This window comes from Rhodococcus sp. JG-3 (assembly GCF_000482405.1).
Classification (GTDB): Bacteria; Actinomycetota; Actinomycetes; order Mycobacteriales; family Mycobacteriaceae; genus Rhodococcoides; species Rhodococcoides fascians.
Window position 1 is genome coordinate 3,679,883 of the sequence record NZ_KI519398.1, and the last position, 17,674, is coordinate 3,697,556.

At 66.7% G+C, this 17,674-nt stretch carries 14 protein-coding genes; all 14 read right to left on the minus strand.

From position 1 onward, the window contains the following. Positions 1 to 64: 64 nt before the first annotated feature. The 14 genes from K414_RS0118750 to rsmH all read right to left on the minus strand — a co-directional run bounded on the left by K414_RS0118750 (position 65) and on the right by rsmH (position 17,621). Positions 65 to 802, minus strand: a complete 738-nt coding sequence (locus tag K414_RS0118750) for a YggS family pyridoxal phosphate-dependent enzyme (protein ID WP_027497340.1) — start codon at positions 800 to 802, stop codon at positions 65 to 67. After that, positions 799 to 1,560, minus strand: coding sequence for a peptidoglycan editing factor PgeF (pgeF, locus tag K414_RS27355; RefSeq protein ID WP_051365164.1), 762 nt, complete (start codon positions 1,558 to 1,560; stop codon positions 799 to 801). The genes K414_RS0118750 and pgeF overlap by 4 nt, the downstream gene beginning before the upstream one ends. Then, positions 1,557 to 2,831, minus strand: coding sequence for a cell division protein FtsZ (gene ftsZ, locus K414_RS0118765; RefSeq protein WP_027497341.1), 1,275 nt, complete (start codon positions 2,829 to 2,831; stop codon positions 1,557 to 1,559). Before ftsZ ends, pgeF begins: the two co-directional genes overlap by 4 nt. 175 nt (positions 2,832 to 3,006) lie before the next feature. Further along, the gene (locus tag K414_RS0118770; RefSeq protein ID WP_230593424.1) at positions 3,007 to 3,675 is read right to left on the minus strand and encodes an FtsQ-type POTRA domain-containing protein; all 669 of its coding nucleotides are present in this window, start codon (positions 3,673 to 3,675) and stop codon (positions 3,007 to 3,009) included. A 122-nt stretch (positions 3,676 to 3,797) separates the two neighbouring features. After that, positions 3,798 to 5,300, minus strand: coding sequence for a UDP-N-acetylmuramate--L-alanine ligase (murC, locus tag K414_RS0118775; RefSeq protein WP_045841252.1), 1,503 nt, complete (start codon positions 5,298 to 5,300; stop codon positions 3,798 to 3,800). A gap of 65 nt (positions 5,301 to 5,365) precedes the next feature. Beyond that, positions 5,366 to 6,508, minus strand: a complete 1,143-nt coding sequence (gene murG / locus K414_RS0118780) for an undecaprenyldiphospho-muramoylpentapeptide beta-N-acetylglucosaminyltransferase (protein WP_027497344.1) — start codon at positions 6,506 to 6,508, stop codon at positions 5,366 to 5,368. Continuing rightward, positions 6,505 to 8,085, minus strand: a complete 1,581-nt coding sequence (gene ftsW / locus K414_RS0118785) for a putative lipid II flippase FtsW (RefSeq protein WP_027497345.1) — start codon at positions 8,083 to 8,085, stop codon at positions 6,505 to 6,507. The genes murG and ftsW overlap by 4 nt, the downstream gene beginning before the upstream one ends. After that, entirely contained in the window at positions 8,082 to 9,542 is a 1,461-nt protein-coding gene (gene murD / locus K414_RS0118790) for a UDP-N-acetylmuramoyl-L-alanine--D-glutamate ligase (RefSeq protein WP_027497346.1), read from the minus strand. Before murD ends, ftsW begins: the two co-directional genes overlap by 4 nt. Before the next feature lie 3 nt (positions 9,543 to 9,545). Next, positions 9,546 to 10,631, minus strand: a complete 1,086-nt coding sequence (mraY, locus tag K414_RS0118795) for a phospho-N-acetylmuramoyl-pentapeptide-transferase (RefSeq protein ID WP_027497347.1) — start codon at positions 10,629 to 10,631, stop codon at positions 9,546 to 9,548. Then, positions 10,628 to 12,178: a UDP-N-acetylmuramoyl-tripeptide--D-alanyl-D-alanine ligase gene (murF, locus tag K414_RS27360; protein ID WP_051365165.1), complete on the minus strand. Its 1,551-nt coding sequence runs from the start codon at positions 12,176 to 12,178 to the stop codon at positions 10,628 to 10,630. Before murF ends, mraY begins: the two co-directional genes overlap by 4 nt. After that, entirely contained in the window at positions 12,175 to 13,776 is a 1,602-nt protein-coding gene (locus K414_RS0118805) for a UDP-N-acetylmuramoyl-L-alanyl-D-glutamate--2,6-diaminopimelate ligase (protein ID WP_027497348.1), read from the minus strand. Before K414_RS0118805 ends, murF begins: the two co-directional genes overlap by 4 nt. 157 nt (positions 13,777 to 13,933) lie before the next feature. Beyond that, complete coding sequence (locus tag K414_RS0118810; RefSeq protein WP_094621152.1) at positions 13,934 to 15,739, minus strand: penicillin-binding protein 2; 1,806 nt, start codon at positions 15,737 to 15,739, stop codon at positions 13,934 to 13,936. 62 nt (positions 15,740 to 15,801) lie between these two features. Next, the gene (locus K414_RS0118815) at positions 15,802 to 16,584 is read right to left on the minus strand and encodes a hypothetical protein (protein WP_230074472.1); all 783 of its coding nucleotides are present in this window, start codon (positions 16,582 to 16,584) and stop codon (positions 15,802 to 15,804) included. Next, entirely contained in the window at positions 16,581 to 17,621 is a 1,041-nt protein-coding gene (gene rsmH, locus K414_RS0118820) for a 16S rRNA (cytosine(1402)-N(4))-methyltransferase RsmH (RefSeq protein ID WP_027497351.1), read from the minus strand. The genes K414_RS0118815 and rsmH overlap by 4 nt, the downstream gene beginning before the upstream one ends. Positions 17,622 to 17,674: the final 53 nt, after the last annotated feature.

The window sequence follows — 17,674 nt, forward strand, 5'->3', positions numbered from 1 at the left end:
CCGTGTCTACTGTCCATCTCCAGGTTCGCAAGTGTCTGTTGTGACTGATGTGATCCGTGGACTGTTATTGGGAGGCTATCGGCCGCGCACCGAGTATTGCGGTACCGACACGCACGCACGTCGATCCGTGTCGCACAGCAGCTTCCAGGTCCCCCGTCATGCCGGCCGACAACTCGCGGGCATCGGGATGATCACGCAGAAGTCGCTGATGCAGCACCTGGAGATCACCGAACGCAGCGTCCGCGTCGGCGTCCAACGGAGGTACGGCCATCAGTCCCGCCAGACGCAAGCCGGGTGCGGTCGACACCGCGTCGGCCAACTCGTACAGGTCCCCGCGTTCGACGCCGCCGCGGTGGACATCGCCATCGAGACTGATCTGAACGAGGACGTCGAGCGGCGTCGTCCGAGCGCCGTCGTCGAGTGCCGTCTTGGTGGCCTTGGACAGCGCGGTGACCAATCGAGCACTGTCCACCGAGTGAATGGAGTGCGCCCACGCAGCGATGGACTTCGCCTTGTTTCGTTGGAGATGCCCGATCATGTGCCACCGCGGCGGATCACCGCGGAAGTCCTCGGCGGTCTCGGCCACCTTGGGCGACGCATCCTGCTCTCTGGACTCGCCGAACTCACGGCAGCCCAGCTCGTACAGGATCCGAACGTCGGACGCGGGGAAGAACTTCGTCACCGGCAGCAGAGTCACGGTCGAGTCTTCTCGACCTGCGTCCGCACATGCTCGCGCCAATCGTTCGCGTACCGACGCCAACGCGGCGGCGATCTCGGCAGCTCGGTCGGTGGGCTCGCTCACGAGATCCTCTCCTGGCCGGAGTCGGGAACCTCGTCTGCGGATGCGGAATCCATCCACACGACGCTCGCGATACGGCCGGTCGAACCCTCCCGGCGATGGCTGAACAGGGTGCGATCCTCGATGGTGCACCGGGGATCCTGAGCCACTCCGTGCAGGCCGGCGGCAATCAGCTGCGCGCGCACACCGGCCGGGATATCGAGACCGGGGGTGTTCCGAACCGTCGTCGTCGCGCTTCCGGGAAGATGCTTGTCGACGTCGGCGCGCATGTGGGCGGGTACCTCGTACTGACGCCCACTGGCCGCCGGGCCGAGGAAGGCCCCGATCCTCTCCGGGACCGCGCCCAGCTCGACCATCGACGCGAGTACTCGAGGAATGATGCCGATGCGGGCACCGACACGGCCGGCGTGCACCGCGGCGATCACGCCCGCCTCTTCGTCGGACAGCAACACCGGAACACAGTCGGCCGTCAACACCACGAGCGCGAGATCGCGTTGCGTCGTCACCAACGCATCGGTCATGGGAACGGGCTCGGACACCGGCCCGTCCACCACCGTGACGGTGCGGCCGTGGACCTGCTCCATGAACACCATGCGTTCGATGCCCATACCCAAACGGTCACCGAGGCGTCGACGGTTGGCCTCGACAGCAGCCGGGTCGTCGCCTACGTGGTCACCGAGATTGAAGGTGTCGAACGGCGGGGCCGACACGCCGCCTGCTCGCGTCGTCGACACCCGCCTGACCCGAAAGGAGTCACTCACCGCCGCATGAAGGACGGTACGTCGACCTCGTCTTCGCCGTCGTCCTCGGCGACGGGAACGCGGCGTCCGGATCCGACCGACTCGCGGCCTTGACCGCCGGAATCCCGGCCGTGACCGGCTGCGGACTCGCGGCTGGACGATTCGCGGTTCGACGAACTGGACGAGTTCAGCGGGGGCAGGCTCGATCCGCTGGGTGCGCCGACCGGGTCGCGGAACACAGCGCCCTCGGAGCTGTCGTTCGAGCGTGAGGAGACCTCCCCCGAGCGCGCCGATCCGATCGGGCCGCGGGTGGATGCCGCTGCCTCGACCGGACGACGCGTGGGCGTTCCTCCGTCGAACCCGGCGGCGATGACGGTGACACGAACCTCGTCGCCGAGAGAGTCGTCGATGACGGTTCCGAAGATGATGTTGGCGTCGATGTGCGCAGCTTCCTGGACCAGCGAGGCGGCCTCGTTGATCTCGAACAGGCCGAGATCCGAGCCACCCGCGATGGAGAGCAGCACTCCGCGGGCACCTTCCATGGACGCTTCCAGCAGCGGCGAGTTGATCGCGGATTCCGCGGCCTTGATCGCGCGGCCTTCACCGCGGGAGGAACCGATGCCCATCAGCGCACTGCCTGCGCCGGACATGACGCCCTTGACGTCGGCGAAGTCGACGTTGATCAGCCCGGGGGTGGTGATCAGATCGGTGATGCCCTGAACGCCGTTGAGCAGGACCTCGTCGGCACTGCGGAACGCATCCATGAGGCTGACGGCTGCGTCGCCGAGCTGAAGCAGACGATCGTTGGGGATGACGATGAGCGTGTCGCAGGATTCACGCAGCTGCTGGATACCGGTGTCGGCCTGGCCACCACGGCGCTTGCCCTCGAAGGAGAACGGACGCGTCACGACGCCGACGGTCAGCGCGCCGAGCTTGCGCGCGATGTTGGCGACGACGGGAGCACCGCCGGTACCGGTTCCGCCACCCTCACCTGCGGTGACGAAGACCATGTCGGCACCCTTGAGGACCTCTTCGATCTCGTCCTTGTGGTCGTCCGCTGCGCGGCGACCCACCTCGGGGTCGGCACCGGCACCGAGTCCGCGAGTCAGCTCACGGCCGACGTCGAGCTTGACGTCGGCGTCACTCATCAGCAAGGCCTGAGCGTCGGTGTTGACGGCGATGAACTCGACTCCCTTGAGTCCCTGTTCGATCATCCGGTTGACCGCGTTCACGCCGCCGCCGCCGATGCCGACGACCTTGATTACGGCGAGGTAGTTGTGCGGGGGCGTCATGGGCTCTCGCCTTCCGTGGATTGTTGCTCGAAAAATGTGGAAAACCCTCAACCTAAACCACAGGCTTAGAGTTATGTCAAGTACTCGACTGATCGGAACGCTATTCACCGACGGCCACGATCGCCATTAGGCGCGCCGATGCCGCGCCGAAAATATGAGCCTTTCGGACCCGTTGCTATTTCGTGGTCGGAAGATCGGGACTGGACACGTCGAAAATCTGACCCGGTTGCGACAGCAGCGCGATGGCCACCGCCCCCTTGCGCTCGGAGTTGTCCTTGTTCCCCCACACGACGGTACGCCCGTCCAACAGCAGGATCGAGATGTCGGACAGCGTGCTCGCGCGCACTTCGCCGACCTGACCTCGAATCAGCGGCGGCAGCGAATCGAGCACAGCCAGTGCATCTTTCGTCACCGGATCGCCGAAGACAGGATTGTCGGTCACCAGTCGGACCACCCCGGGCGGAGGCGGTGCGACGGCGAAGTCCACGCCGGTCGCATCGAGCAAGTGAGTGCCGTCGGGAGAATCGACGAACGCCACCGGGACACGTTCTTCGACGGTGACCTGCACGGTGGACGGGTATTTCCGTTGCACCCGAACCGATGCCAGCTCCGGTATCGACGCAACACGCTGGGCCGCGGCCGCGGCGTCGACACGGACCAGCGGCAGGCCGGTCGGCACCTCGAGTCGGTCGAGGATCTCCTGTTCGGACACCGACGAGGCTCCCACGACCGAGATCGTCCGAACCGACAGCAGCGGCGTGAAGTAGACCAGTACTGCCGACCCGACGATCACTGCGACAACCGCCACGACGGCAAGCACCGCGCGACGGCGTGACCGTTTCACGCGAGCGCGCTCTTCTTCCCTGGCCTGCGCGCGAGCTTGCCTGTCTGTGACCGACGACGTCGAATCACCCTGCCCGGCAACGGGTTCCGATCTGGAAGCGCGGTCTCGATCGGACCGACGAGTCACGTCGACGGCCGATCCTTCGGTACCGCGCGGCCGGTCGTGGCACCGAAATCGGTTTTGGAACGAAGGGCGTCGAGAATGGGACCGCCGAGCATGGTCACGTCGCCCGCACCCATCGTGATCACCACGTCGCCGGGACGGCTGAGATTGGCCACCTGCTTGGCGACCAACGACAGATCCGGTTGGTAGTTCACCGGTTTGGTCACCGACGCTGCGACCAAGGCCCCGGTCACACCGGGCAGGGGTTCCTCGCGAGCGCCGTAGACGTCGAGCACCACGATCTCGTCGGCCAACGACAGTGCGGTACCGAATTCCTCGGCGAACGTCGCAGTACGTGAGTACAGATGCGGTTGGAACACCACCACGACCCGCCCCCGCTCGCCCGGAAGTGCTTGACCCGCGACCAACGCCTGCGCAGCGGTCAGCACGGCCCGCACCTCGGTGGGGTGATGGGCGTAGTCGTCGAACACTCGTACTCCGTGCTCGCGTCCGGTGAACTGGAACCGCCGGTGCACTCCCCCGAATCCGGTCAGCCCGGCCAGCAACTCCTCGACCCCCGCGCCCACCTGGCGGGCAGCCACGAACGCCGCCAGGGCGTTGAGGGCGGTGTGCCGTCCCGGTACTCCCAGCCGAACCGTGCGGGCAGAGTCCTCACCGGCGATCTGCAACTGCGCGACGCCGCCGATGTCCTCGGGCTCCCAGGCCAACAGGCGAACGGCCATCTCGACCGGTCCGGCGTCGACGTCGGACGACCCGTAGCCGAGCACCGTCACTCCGGGGAGATTCTTCTCGACCACGCGGCGGGCCAGAGCTGCCGAACCCGGATCGTCCATGCATGCCACCAGCACACCGCCCGGGTGCAGCAGCGCGGCGAAATCGTCGAACACCTTCACGTAGGCCTCGGTCGTACCGAAGAAATCGAGATGATCGGCCTCGATGTTCGTCACGATGATCACGTTCGCGGAGTACTGCAACAGCGAACCGTCACTCTCGTCCGCCTCGGCGACGAAGACGTCGCCACTGCCGTGATGCGCGTTGGTTCCGGCCTCGTTGAGCTCACCGCCGACGGCGAACGACGGGTCGAACCCACAGTGCTGCAGTGCGACGACCAACATCGATGTGGTCGACGTCTTGCCGTGCGTGCCCGACACCAGCAGGGTGCGGTACCCCTCCATCAACGACGCGAGGACGGCGGGCCGCAACACCACCGGAATCCCGCGATCGCGAGCCTCGACGAGTTCGGGGTTGGTCTTGGGTATGGCCGCGTGGGTCGTCACGACCACGGTGGGGCCGCCGTCGATCATGTCCAGCGCGCTTGCATCGTGCCCGATTCGCACCAGCGCACCGCGGGCTCGCAGCGCCAACACCCCGCGCGATTCCTTGGCATCCGATCCGGACACCTGACCACCGCGCGCCAGCAGAATGCGTGCGATCCCGGACATCCCGGCACCGCCGATTCCCACCATGTGCACCCGTTCGAGCTCTGCCGGCAACTCCGACATCGCCGCACCCTCAGTTGTCACGCGGACGTCTCCCTCGTTCTGTGGCATTCTCGCCGCCGCCCGGTTCAGCGCCGCGCCGCGTGCGCGGTATCGAGCACGATCTGCGCAACGGCAGCCGCAGCACCCTTGTGACCGGCTCCTGCCGCAGCACGGGACATCGCGGCGATGCGCTCGGTGTCGGCCACCAAAGCGACGACCGTGTCGGTCACGTACTGCGCGCTCAGCGTCGCGTCGGCTACCAGGATGCCACCTCCGGCGTCGACGACGGGACGGGCATTGAGCTCCTGCTCACCGTTGCCGTGCGGTAGAGGCACGTACACGGCAGGAAGCCCGGTCGCGGAGACTTCGGCGACCGTCATGGCACCGGACCGGCAGATCGCGAGATCGGCCGCCGCGTAGGCCAGGTCCATCCGGTCGATGTAGGGCACTGCGACGTACGGAGCATCCGGATTGCTCTGCTCCACGTCCAGTGTGTTCTTGGGACCGTGTGCGTGCAGAACCGAGATGCCGGCGGCGGCAAGGGCGGCCGAGGCACCGGACACTGCGTCGTTGAGTGAACGCGCGCCCTGTGAACCGCCGAACACCAGCAGCACCGGCCCGTGTTCGGGCAGACCGAAATGAGCGCGAGCCTGCGACCGCATCGCTGCGCGATCGAGACCGGTGATGGTGGGCCGCACCGGAATTCCGATCACTTCTGCATCCTCGGACCCCGGTGCAGAGATACCAGATCCGGCGACGGCGGCAAGGACTCGTTCGGCGCTGCGTGCACCGACCTTGTTCGCGATGCCGGCGCGGGCATTGGCCTCGTGAATGATCACCGGAATACGGCCGCCGCGACCGAGAAGTCGACCGCGGGCAGCGAGATACGCAGGAAGCGCGACGTAACCGCCGAAGCCGACCAGTACATCGGCCTCGACCGCAGCGAAGATCTCCCGGGTTCGACGCACCGACCGTGCGACCCGAACCGGTAACTTCACCAGGTCGAGAGTGGGCTTGCGAGGCAGCGGCACGGGCGGTATCAGTTCCAGCGCGTAGCCGCGGGCGGGTACCAGTGTCGTTTCGAGCCCCCGGCTGCTGCCGAGGGCGGTGACGGTGACGGTGGGGTCGAGCTCGCGCAGGGCGTCGGCCACGGCGAGCGCGGGCTCGATGTGTCCGGCGGTTCCGCCTCCGGCCACCACCACGGATATCGGCCTCGATGTCTGCTTCACCGTCGATATCCTCGCTCACCCGAGCGGACCGGCGGACGACCGGGTTGCGGTTCCGGACGCGGCCGATACGGCGACCGTGGTCCGGCGGCGTACCCGCTGCCGGTGTCTCGGCGTTGGGGCTCGGCACGGCGGGCGTGGCCACGGGGTGCGTTCCTGGCCGACCCGTTGGGGCCGGCCGTGTCCACCCGTGAACTCGACACCCGGGTACGTCCGGGCTCGGGTGACCGTGCCCCGCGGCCGTCCTTGTTCTTGCGGGACTCGAGACGTGTGCGATCCTGCGCCGCCAACGTGGGACGGGTGGATTTGGAGCGTGCCATCGCGGCCCGCTTCGGTGAGAAGACAGCAGGCAGCGGCAATCTCAGAGCTCGGGCGATACGACCCTCTTGCCCGGCGTGCAGCGCGGCGATGGCTTCCGGTTCGTGTCGGGCCGCACTGGCGATGATCCCGAACATCAACAGCGTGATGGCCGTGGACGTACCGCCGTAGGACACCAGCGGCAGCTGCAGACCGGTCACCGGCAGCAGCCCGACCACATAGCCGATGTTGATCATGGCCTGACCGAACACCCAGCACGTTGCGCCTGCAGTCAACAGACGCAGGAACGGATCGACCGACCGCATCGCGATGCGTAGGCCGGTGTAGACGAAGAGACCGAACAATCCGATGACGGCAAGGCAGCCGATCATGCCGAGCTCCTCGCCGATGATCGCGAAGATGAAGTCGTTGTGCGCGTTGGGGAGGTAGCTCCATTTCGCGCGACTCTGTCCCAATCCGCGACCGAAGAGTCCGCCGTCGGCCAAGGAGTACTTGGCCTGGGTGGACTGATACGACAGACCCTGGGTGTCCTCCCCCGGGTTGAGCCAGGCCTTGACGCGGTTCGAGCGGTAGCCGGCGGTGAACGCGAGCACGGTCGCCAGAGCCAAACCGGTCACCAGGACTGCTCCGAACAGCCGGGCGTTGAGGCCGGCGAACCACAGTAGTGCGACGAGAATGATGCCCAGGGCGATCGCGGTACTGAGGTTGGGCTGGAGCACGACGAGCAGACACATGAGCAGGCCCGCAGGCAGCAACGGCACCAGCAGCGACTTGATGTTGCCGTGCTCGCTGCGACGGGAGGCCAGCAGGTGCGCTCCCCACAGAACCAACGCGACCTTCGCCAGCTCGGACGGCTGGAACGAGACGACACCGAAGTCGAACCAACGCCGTGCGCCCTGACGCTCGGCACCGATACCGGGGATCAACACCAGCATCAACATCGTGATCGAGACCAGGAAGAGCGGGAACGACAATTTGCGCAGGTATCGCACCGGCAGCCGAAGCGCCGCATAAAACGCGACCACACCCAGTGCGACACCGATCAGCTGTTGCGTGAACAGCGCGTAGCCGGACTCGTCGGCTGCGAACGATTCGGCCGACGACGCGGACAGCACCATGACCAGTCCCAGCACGGTGAGCAGCACCGCGATCGTGACGATGAGGTGGAACGACGCCAGCGGCCGACCGAACCACAGTCCGATTCGGGTGCGCGGCGTGGTGGTGCGACGAGGTGGACGCGCCGGTCGAGCTGCGGTGGTCACGATCGCGGCGATCCGAGGGCGGCGATGTCGAGGCGCTCGACGGACTCGGCGAAGCTTCGGCCGCGGTGGCCGTAATCGACGAACATGTCCAACGACGCAGCCGCGGGGGCCAGCAGGACGGTATCGCCGGCCGCGGCAAACCCCGCAGCGTGGTCGACGGCCGCTCGCATCACCGCATCTGCATCTTCAGCCTCATGAGTCACACCAGCATCGTCTCCCGAAGGGAGCCTGACGACCGGAACATCGGGGGCGTGTCGCGCCAAAGCCTCTGCGATCTGCATCCCATCGCGGCCCAACACCACCGCAGCCACGAGCCGATCGGCGATCTCGACGACCAGATCGTCGATCACCGCACCCTTCAACAACCCGCCCGCGATCCACACGACCCGATCGTGCGCGAGGATCGACGAGCGCGCGGCATGCGGATTCGTCGCCTTGGAATCGTCGACGAACGTCACCCCACCGAGCTCACGCACCACTGCGGCCCGATGCGGTCCCACCCGGTACGTCCGCAATCCGTTTCGGACGGCCTCGGCGTCGACACCGATCGATCGCGCCAACGCAGCCGCGGCCAACGCGTCGAGCACACCGGACGGGCCACTCGGTTCCACCTCGTCGGCCCGGAGCAACTCGACGTTGTCCCCGAACGCACGGTCGACGAGCATTCCCGCCCGCACTCCCAGCTCGCCCGCGGCGGGTTCGTTCAGGCGGAAACCGACGACCGTCGCTGCCGGTGCCCCCGCCCGCAGACCGGCCGCCACCGCGTCGTCGAGTCCGACGACCCCGACGTCCCCGCTCAACGCGCGCGCCTTGGCCTGGACGTACCCGTCCATGCCCCCGTGCCAGTCCAGATGGTCCTCGGCGATGTTGAGCACCACCCCCGCCGCGGGACGAACCGACGGTGCCCAGAACAACTGGAAGGACGACAGCTCGACCGCGAGTACGCGCGGATGCGGGGTACCGCGCAACGCGTCGGCGATGGGGAGGCCGATGTTTCCGCAGGCGACGGAGTCGATTCCGGCAGCGTCGAGGATCGACGCGAGCATCGAGGTGGTGGTCGTCTTACCGTTCGTACCGGTGACAACCAGCCAACGAGCGCGCGGGCCGTACACCTCGGCGCGGTCGAGATGCCACGAGAACTCCACGTCGCCCCACACCGGGACGGCGTGGTCGGCGGCCGCAGCCAGCACCGGAGAGTCCGGCCGGAACCCGGGACTGGTGACGACGAGCGCAAAGGCCGCGATCGCGTCCGGATCGGCGAGCAGATCGTCCTGAACCACCACGGCAGCACCGAGCGCCGACGCCTCGTCGAGCGCAGCTCGGTTCGAGTCGGTGACGGTCACGAGTGCGCCGAGGTCCAGCAGTGGGCGTACGACGGCCAGCCCGGAGATGCGCGCACCGGTGACCAGCACCGAACTATCGCGCAACCAGGACAGATGGGTCGAGGCTTCGGTCATTGCCTAACCGCCCACAGCCGCGAGGTATTCGCTGTAGAACAGTGCCAAGCCGACGGCCGACGCGATCGCGGCGAGCAACCAGAACCTGATGATGACCGTCGTCTCGGCCCAACCGGCCAACTCGAAGTGGTGATGGAACGGGGCCATTCGGAACACGCGTCGCCGACTCGACCGGAACACTGCGACCTGGATGACGACCGACGCTGCTTCGGCGACGAACAACGCGCCGATGACCACCATGATCAGTTCGGTCTTGGTGACCACGGACAGTCCTGCGATCAGGCCGCCCAGAGCGAGGGATCCGGTATCGCCCATGAAGATCTTGGCGGGCGCGGCGTTCCACCACAGGAAACCGATGCAGGCACCGGCCGCCGACGCGCACACCAGGGCCAGGTCGAGAGGGTCGCGTACGTCGTAGCAACCCGGCGCAGGACCGGCCGGTCCTGCACACGCCTGCCGGTACTGCCAGAAGGTGATGACGGTGTACGCCCCGAGGACCAATGTCATGGACCCGGCCGCCAGGCCGTCGAGGCCGTCGGTGAGATTGACCGAGTTGGACCACGCGATCACCAGCAGACAGACGAAGAACACGAAGACAGCAGCCGACATCGACCACGTTGCGATGTCGCGCACATACGACAGTTGAGTGCTGCCCGGAGTCAATCCGTCGTCACTGCGAAACTGCAGGACCAGGATGGCGAACAGCACCGCCGCGGTGATCTGGCCGACGTATTTGCCGGTGGCGTTCAGACCGAGGTTGCGCTGTTTACGAATCTTGATGAAGTCGTCGAGAAAGCCGACGAGGCCGAGCACGGTGGTCAGGCCGAGTACGAGTAGAGCCGAGGCCGACGGCCCCTCGGCGTCGTATCCGATGCCGATCAGGTGCGAGCCCAAGTAGCCGGCCCAGATCCCGACCAGGATCGCCACGCCGCCCATGGTGGGAGTACCGCGCTTGGACTGATGGCTCGCCGGGCCCTCGACCCGGATCTCCTGGCCGAAGCCCTGTTTCGAGAAGGTCTTGATGAGCACGGGAGTCAGCAGAATTGCGACTGCAAGTGCGATCCCTCCGGCGAACAGGATCTGTCTCACTGCTCGCCCTCCGACGGTTCGGCCAACAGGGCGTCGGCCGACGGTTCGGCCAACAGGGCGTCGGCCGACGGTTCGGCCAACAGGGCGTCGGCAACGGTCCACATCGCGCCCGACTGCGAGGCCTTGACCAGAACGATGTCGCCGGCGCGAACCTCGTCCTCGAGCACGGCGATGGCGGTCTCGCGGTCGGGTACGAGCATCGATTCCTCGCCCCAGGACCCTTCCATGACGGCGCCCTGATGCAGCGCACGCGTGGGCCGACCCGAATCGACGATGATCAACCGATCGACGTCCAGGCGGACGGCGAGCCGACCGATCGCATCGTGCTCCACCACCGATTCGCCGCCGAGCTCGCCCATCTCCCCCAGCACCGCCCAACTGCGCCGCTTCGGCCCGTCATCACGCCGCGACATCGACACCAGCGCCTTGAGGGCGGCCCGCATCGAATCGGGATTCGCGTTGTACGAGTCGTTGATGACGGTGACGCCGTCCGCGCGGGTGCGTACATCCATCCGGCGGATCGAGGTGGGTACCGCGGTCGAGAGCGCTTCGGCAACCTGGGCCACGCCGGCCCCGCACTCGAGCGCGACGGCCGCGGCAGCCAGGGCGTTGCCCACCTGATGTTCACCGTGCACCGCCAGGGTGATGTGCGCCGAGCCTGCCGCACACACGAGCGTGAACGACGCCCGCGCATCGGTGTCGACCACGACGTCGACAGCCCGGACGTCGGCGTCCGCGTTGAGTCCGACGGTGACGACGGCCGCCTTCGTGCGTGTCGCCATCTCGGCGACCAGACGATCGTCGATGTTGAGGATCGCCACGCCGCCGTCCGCAGCAGCGGGCAATGCCTCGACCAGTTCGCCCTTGGCCAGCGCGATGGCGGCACGTGAACCGAACTCGCCGAGGTGCGCGGTTCCGACATTGAGAACCACCCCGATCCGGGGCGGCGCGAGCCTGGCGAGTTCGGCGATGTGGCCGATTCCCCGGGCGGACAGCTCGAGGGCGAGGAAGTCGGTATCGGAGTCGGCCCGCAGAGCAGTCCATGGATGCCCGAGTTCGTTGTTGAACGATCCGGGTGGGGCCACCACGGATCCGAGCGGACGCAGCACAGCCGAGATCAGATCTTTCGTCGACGTCTTGCCCGACGACCCCGTCACGCCCACCACGGTCAGATCGTGGCGCGCAGTCAGTTCGAGCACCGATTCCCGGGCCAACGCACCGAGCGCGGTCAGCACTGCAGCACCGGTCCCCTCCGGGTCGTGTTCGAGTGCCATCGCACGGCTCGAGTGCGGTGCCGGCCGAACGACGACTGCCGGGACACCCACCGGACGCGCCGCGAGAACGACAGCAGCGCCTGCGGCCACGGCGTCGGCCGCGTGCTCGTGGCCGTCCACCTTGGCACCGGGCAGGGCGAGAAAGACACTGCCGGGTGTGACCTTGCGTGAGTCGAACTCCACCGGCCCGGCGACCAGCACCGTCGGGTCCGCCACGTCGTGCAGTTCGCCGCCGACGATCTCGGCGATGCGAGCGATCGAGAGCGGTATCACCGTGCGCCTGCGCTCGTGGTGACCAGTCGTGCATCGATGGCCGATGCGAGTACCACTCGGTCGTCGAACGGATACTTCACCCCCGCCACCTCCTGGCCCGTCTCGTGTCCTTTACCTGCGATCAACACAACGTCCCCCTCACGTGCCCACGCCACGGCTTGTTCTATCGCCGCTGCGCGGCCTTCGACATTTCGTACTTCGCCACGAGCGTCGTCGGGCACCGACAGTGCACCGTCTTCGACGGCATGCCGTATCGCTGCCGGATCCTCACTGCGCGGATTGTCGTCGGTCACCACGAGCAGATCGGCACCGCGCGCTCCGGCCGCACCCATCAGAGGGCGCTTGGCGGTGTCTCGATCCCCGCCGGCACCCAACACGACGGCGATACGTCCACGGGACGACTCTCGCAGAGTCGCCAGCACCGCTTCGACCGCAGCGGGCTTGTGGGCGTAGTCGACCACCGCGAGGAAGTCCTGGCCACGATCGATTCGTTGCACTCGACCGGGCACGTCGACGGTCGCGATTCCGGGCGCCGCCGTCGCGGCATCCACGCCTGCCGCTTCGCAGGTCGCGAGCGCGAGCACGGCGTTGGCGACGTTGTAGCGACCCGGCAGACGTACCGACACCGGCAACGACGTTCCGTTCGGATCGGCAACGGTGAACGACTGCGTTCCGTCGTCGTGCTTGGCCCACTCGGAGACGGTCCACTGCGAGTCGGCACCGGTGGACACCGTGACGACCGTGGATCCTGCCGACCGGGCGATATCGGCCATCCGCACGCCCCAGGCATCGTCGACGCACACGACCGCTGTGTCTGCCCGTACCGGCGAATCGACCCCGAACAGCCGGCTCTTGGCCAGAAAGTAGTCCTCGAGCGAGTCGTGGAAGTCGAGATGATCCTGGGACAGATTGGTGAACGCGCCGACCGCGAAGTCGGTGCCGTCGACTCGGCCGAGGGACAACGCATGGGAAGACACTTCCATCACCACGGTGTCGACTCCGGCCTCGACCATGACGGCGAAGAGCGCATGCAACTGCGGAGCCTCGGGGGTGGTGAGAGCGCTCGGTACGTGCCGGCCCACTACGCGGGTCTCGATCGTGCCGATCAGTCCGCAGCGGCGGCCGGCGGTTGTCAGGCCGGCCTCCACGAGGTACGCGGTCGTCGTCTTGCCCGACGTGCCGGTGATTCCGACGACCGTCATCTTCGACGACGGATTGCCGTACACGAGGGCGGACACGGTTCCGAGCACCTGGCGTGGTCGGTCGTGCACGAGGACGGGAACCTGGCGATCGGCGGTGGCGAGGACGCGGCGGACGATGTCGGCACCGGACGGGTCGGTGAAGACCGCCGCTGCACCCCGCTCGATCGCGTCGGCGGTGAACTCGGCTCCGTGCCGAGCGGATCCGGGTAGCGCAGCGAAGAGATCGCCGGGACGAACGGACTGCGCTCGCAGATCGATTCCGGTGACCTGCACTCCGTCGAGGTGTCCCCACTCGATCGTTGCACCGACAGCGGACGCCACGTCGGATACGTCGGTGTGCGGCGGATTCGCCGGCCGAGACCCCGGAGCGGGTTGTGAATCCGATGACACAGTCACTCCTGCTCCCTTCCTCTGTACTGCCACCGCACACTGCGTCAGCTCGAACACGCTGCGGTGGCTGATCGACGAACACGCCTCGAGCCGATGTGTCAGATTACCGGCGACCGCGATCGGCATGCTGCCGCCCCGATTCCCGGACCGACAGATTCGAGCCTCAGTCGGCCTGAAGAACCAACTTGGGGCCCGGGTCTGCGGACATCGGAACACTGTCGCGCTGCAACAGCCAGCTGGCGATGTTGTGGAACAGCGGTGCGGCCGACTGCCCTCCCGAGCCGTCAGCACTGCGGGACGGCGCGTCCAGCATGATCCCGATCACGTAGCGAGGATCGTCGGCCGGAGCGATACCCGCGAACGTGATCCAGTACTTCGAGTTCGAGTAGCACTTGCACTCGGGATCGACCTGCTGGGCCGTGCCGGTCTTACCACTGATCTGGTAGCCCTCGACACCAGCGGCGACTCCGGTACCGCGCTGATTTCCGTTGTCGTCCTGGGTGACCGACCGGAACATGTTGCGGACCGTCTTCGCGGTATCGGGACTGACCACGTACACCCCGTCGGGTCGCGGTGTCTCGGTTCGTTCGCCGTTGGCGTCCACCGTTGCCGCGACGATCCGAGGCGGGATGCGCACACCGTCGTTGGCGATCGCCTGGTACATCCCGGTCATCTGCAGGAGCGTCATCGACAGACCCTGCCCGATCGGCAGGTTGGCGAAGGTACCGCCCGACCACTGATCGCGGCTGGGCACGCTGCCTGCGCTCTCATTGGGGAGGCCGACGTCGCTGCGCTGGCCCAGGCCGAACTTGTTCAGCATGTCGGCATACCGATCCTCGCCGACACGTTGAGCCAGCATCAGAGTCCCCACGTTGGAGGACTTACCGAACACTCCGGTGGAGGTGTACGGCGCAACTCCGTGTTCCCAGGCGTCCCGGACCGAGACACCGGACATGAAGATGTTGCCCGGTACCTGCAGCACCTCGTCGGGTGTGGTGAGCCCGTACTCGATAGCGGCTGCAGCAGTGATGATCTTGTTGACCGAACCGGGCTCGAACGGCGTCGTGACGGGCAGATTGCCCATCTCCTTGGTCCGTTCGTTGTTTCCGACGCCGATTCCGGGGTTGAAGGTGTTGTCGTTCGACATGGCCAGCACTTCGCCGGTGTGCGAATCCTGAACGTAGGCAGACGCATTCTTGGCTCCGGACAGATCCTTCGCCAGCTGTACCTGCTGCTGTACGTAGTACTGCAGGTCTGCGTCGATGGTCAGTTCCACGTTCGAGCCGTTGACCGCGGGCTGCTTGTCTCGCCAGCTGCCGGGAATGACGGCCCCGTCGGAGCCGCGATCGTAGGTCTGCGATCCGTCGGTACCGGCGAGCGTGGCGTCGAGCGAATCCTCGAGCCCGAGCAGGCCGTGTCCGTCCCACCCGGTGGCCCCGACGATGTTCGCGGCGAGCGAGCCACCCGGGTACTCGCGGATGTCCTGACGTTCGAGCCCGACCTGCTTGAATTCCTTGCTGATGTTCGACGCCACGGTGGCGTCGACACCCCGTGCCAGATAGGTGAATTCGTCGTTGCTCTTCAGTTTCGCGAGCAGATCCTTCTTGCTGACGACGTCACCGAGATCGCTGTGGATCCGCTCGGCGATGTCGTCGAGGTACTTGTCGGTTTCCGGCTTCGTCGGATCCTTCGCGCGTGCCTCGTCGAGTTCTCTACGAACCCGGACCGGCTGGAACGTCAGCGCTTTCGCTTCCATGGTGAAAGCGATCGGGTTTCCGTTGCGATCGAGGATCGAGCCGCGCATCGCCGGATCGACGAGGGTGGTGGTGCGCTGCGAGGCGGACTCGGCCGACAGTGTCGGCGCATCGAATCCTTGAATCCAGAGCAACTGTGCCGCGACGACCGCCAAAGCCACGTACATCAAGATGCGGCCCGTACCGTGCCGAAAACGAAATGTGGACGAGTCCAAACGCTTTCGTCCCGGCCGCGCTCGATCTGCGGGCCGGGGACGTGACGCAGGCGACGGCCTGGTCACTGCTCGTCACCGGAGGATTCGCCGGGGGCGGGAGCCGAGGGGGTGCTCATGGGAACCAATTGTTCAGCAAGCGCGGCAGTTCCGGCACCATTGGGCGCACTCGGCGTGGCGGCACGGGTGTCACCTGCGCCCGTCGGCCTGGTGGGCTGCGACGCACTCCTCGGAGTCTGCGACTGCGCCGACTGTCGTGCGGGATTCTGTGTCGACGCACTCGGAACCGAGCCCTCCCCCGAGCCGGTGGCGGGAGGCGGATCGAGGGGTGCAACCGGCGCACCGTCGGCGGGAGCGGGCGTGCCGACGACCTGCACACCGCCCTCGGGGGCTACGACGAGGCGGGCGGGGTTCTTGGCGGGGACCATTCCGATCGCGGCGGCTTTGCGCGCGAGCTCGGGCGCAGATTCCGCGAGCTCGACGTCACGCTGCAAGGAGGCACGCTGTTGTGCGAGCTCGGCGTTGACGGCCTTGGCGGCACTGAGGTCGTAGGAGTCGCCCGCCGAGCGCGTCGTCAACAACAACGTCAAGCCGAGCCCGAGGGCAAGCAGACCGATGACCAAGGCTACGAACGGGATTCGAGCCGCAATGGCACTGCCGTTGAGCGTCGGACGAAGTGAGGCCGCTGAACCGCGAGCAGAATCCGACGTATGTATCGAGGCACGCTGCTGCCTGCGCTCGTAGGCGCGCAATGCGGCTCCGGACCGACCACCGCGGCCGGCCCGCTCGGGTCGAGTAGCCGGAACCCGATTGCGTTGTGTTCCAACAGTTGTGCCTGGAACCGTCATTCCGCTCTCCTTGCAATCCGTTCGGCGGCGCGCAACCTCACCGGGGCCGAGCGTGGGTTGACTTCGATTTCCTCGTCCGAGGCGCGTTCCGCACCTCTGGTCAACAGTCGAAATTCCGGACCCATCCCGGGAAGTTCGACCGGCAATCCCTCGGGACTTCGAGACTTGATCCGAGGGGCCAACTCCTGCTTGACAACTCGATCTTCGAGCGACTGATACGACATGAAGACGACGCGGCCGCCGACGGCCAAGGCGTCGAGTCCGGCCGGCACCGCGGCTTTGAGCGAATCGAGCTCCCCGTTGACCTCGATACGCAGCGCCTGGAAAGTTCGCTTTGCCGGATGCCCACCGGTGCGGCGAGTCGCGGCCGGTATTGCGGCATACAGCAATTCGACCAACGGGCCGCTCGTCGTGAACGGCGTGTGCTCACGTCGCCGCAGAATTGCGGACGCGATCTTGCCTGCGAACCGCTCTTCTCCGTAGGTGCTGAGCACGCGAGCGATATCGCCGTGCGAGTACGTATTGAGCACGTCGGCTGCCGTGATGCCCTGCGTCGGATTCATCCGCATGTCCAGCGGTGCATCGACGGAATACGCGAAGCCGCGGTCCGACTCGTCCAGCTGCATCGACGACACTCCGAGGTCGAACAGGATGGCGTGAACGGAATAGGTCGCGGGAAGTCCGGCCTCGTCTAGGGCGGCGGCAATGCCCTCGTATGTGGTGTGCACCAGAGTCGTTCGATCCGAGAACGGGGCCAGTCTGGCACCCGCCTTGTCGAGCGCGTCAGGATCGCGATCGAGTCCGATGAGGTGCAGACCGGGATACTTCCGTAGAAAGTGTTCGGCGTGACCGCCGAGTCCGAGCGTGGCGTCGATCATGACCCGAGTCGTGTCGGGGTCGTCCGCCGATTCCACTGCGGGCCCGAGAAGCTCGTCGGCACGCTCGAGTCGAACGGGGACGTGGATCGGGCCGCCGGAGCGACGGTGAGTGCGGTCGGCGGACGCGTCGTTCTCGTCCGGCCCGGCTCCCTCCGTCATGGTCCCTCCCGGTTGCGTATACGTACTTCTCGCCCGGGTCCGGGCCCTGCGGG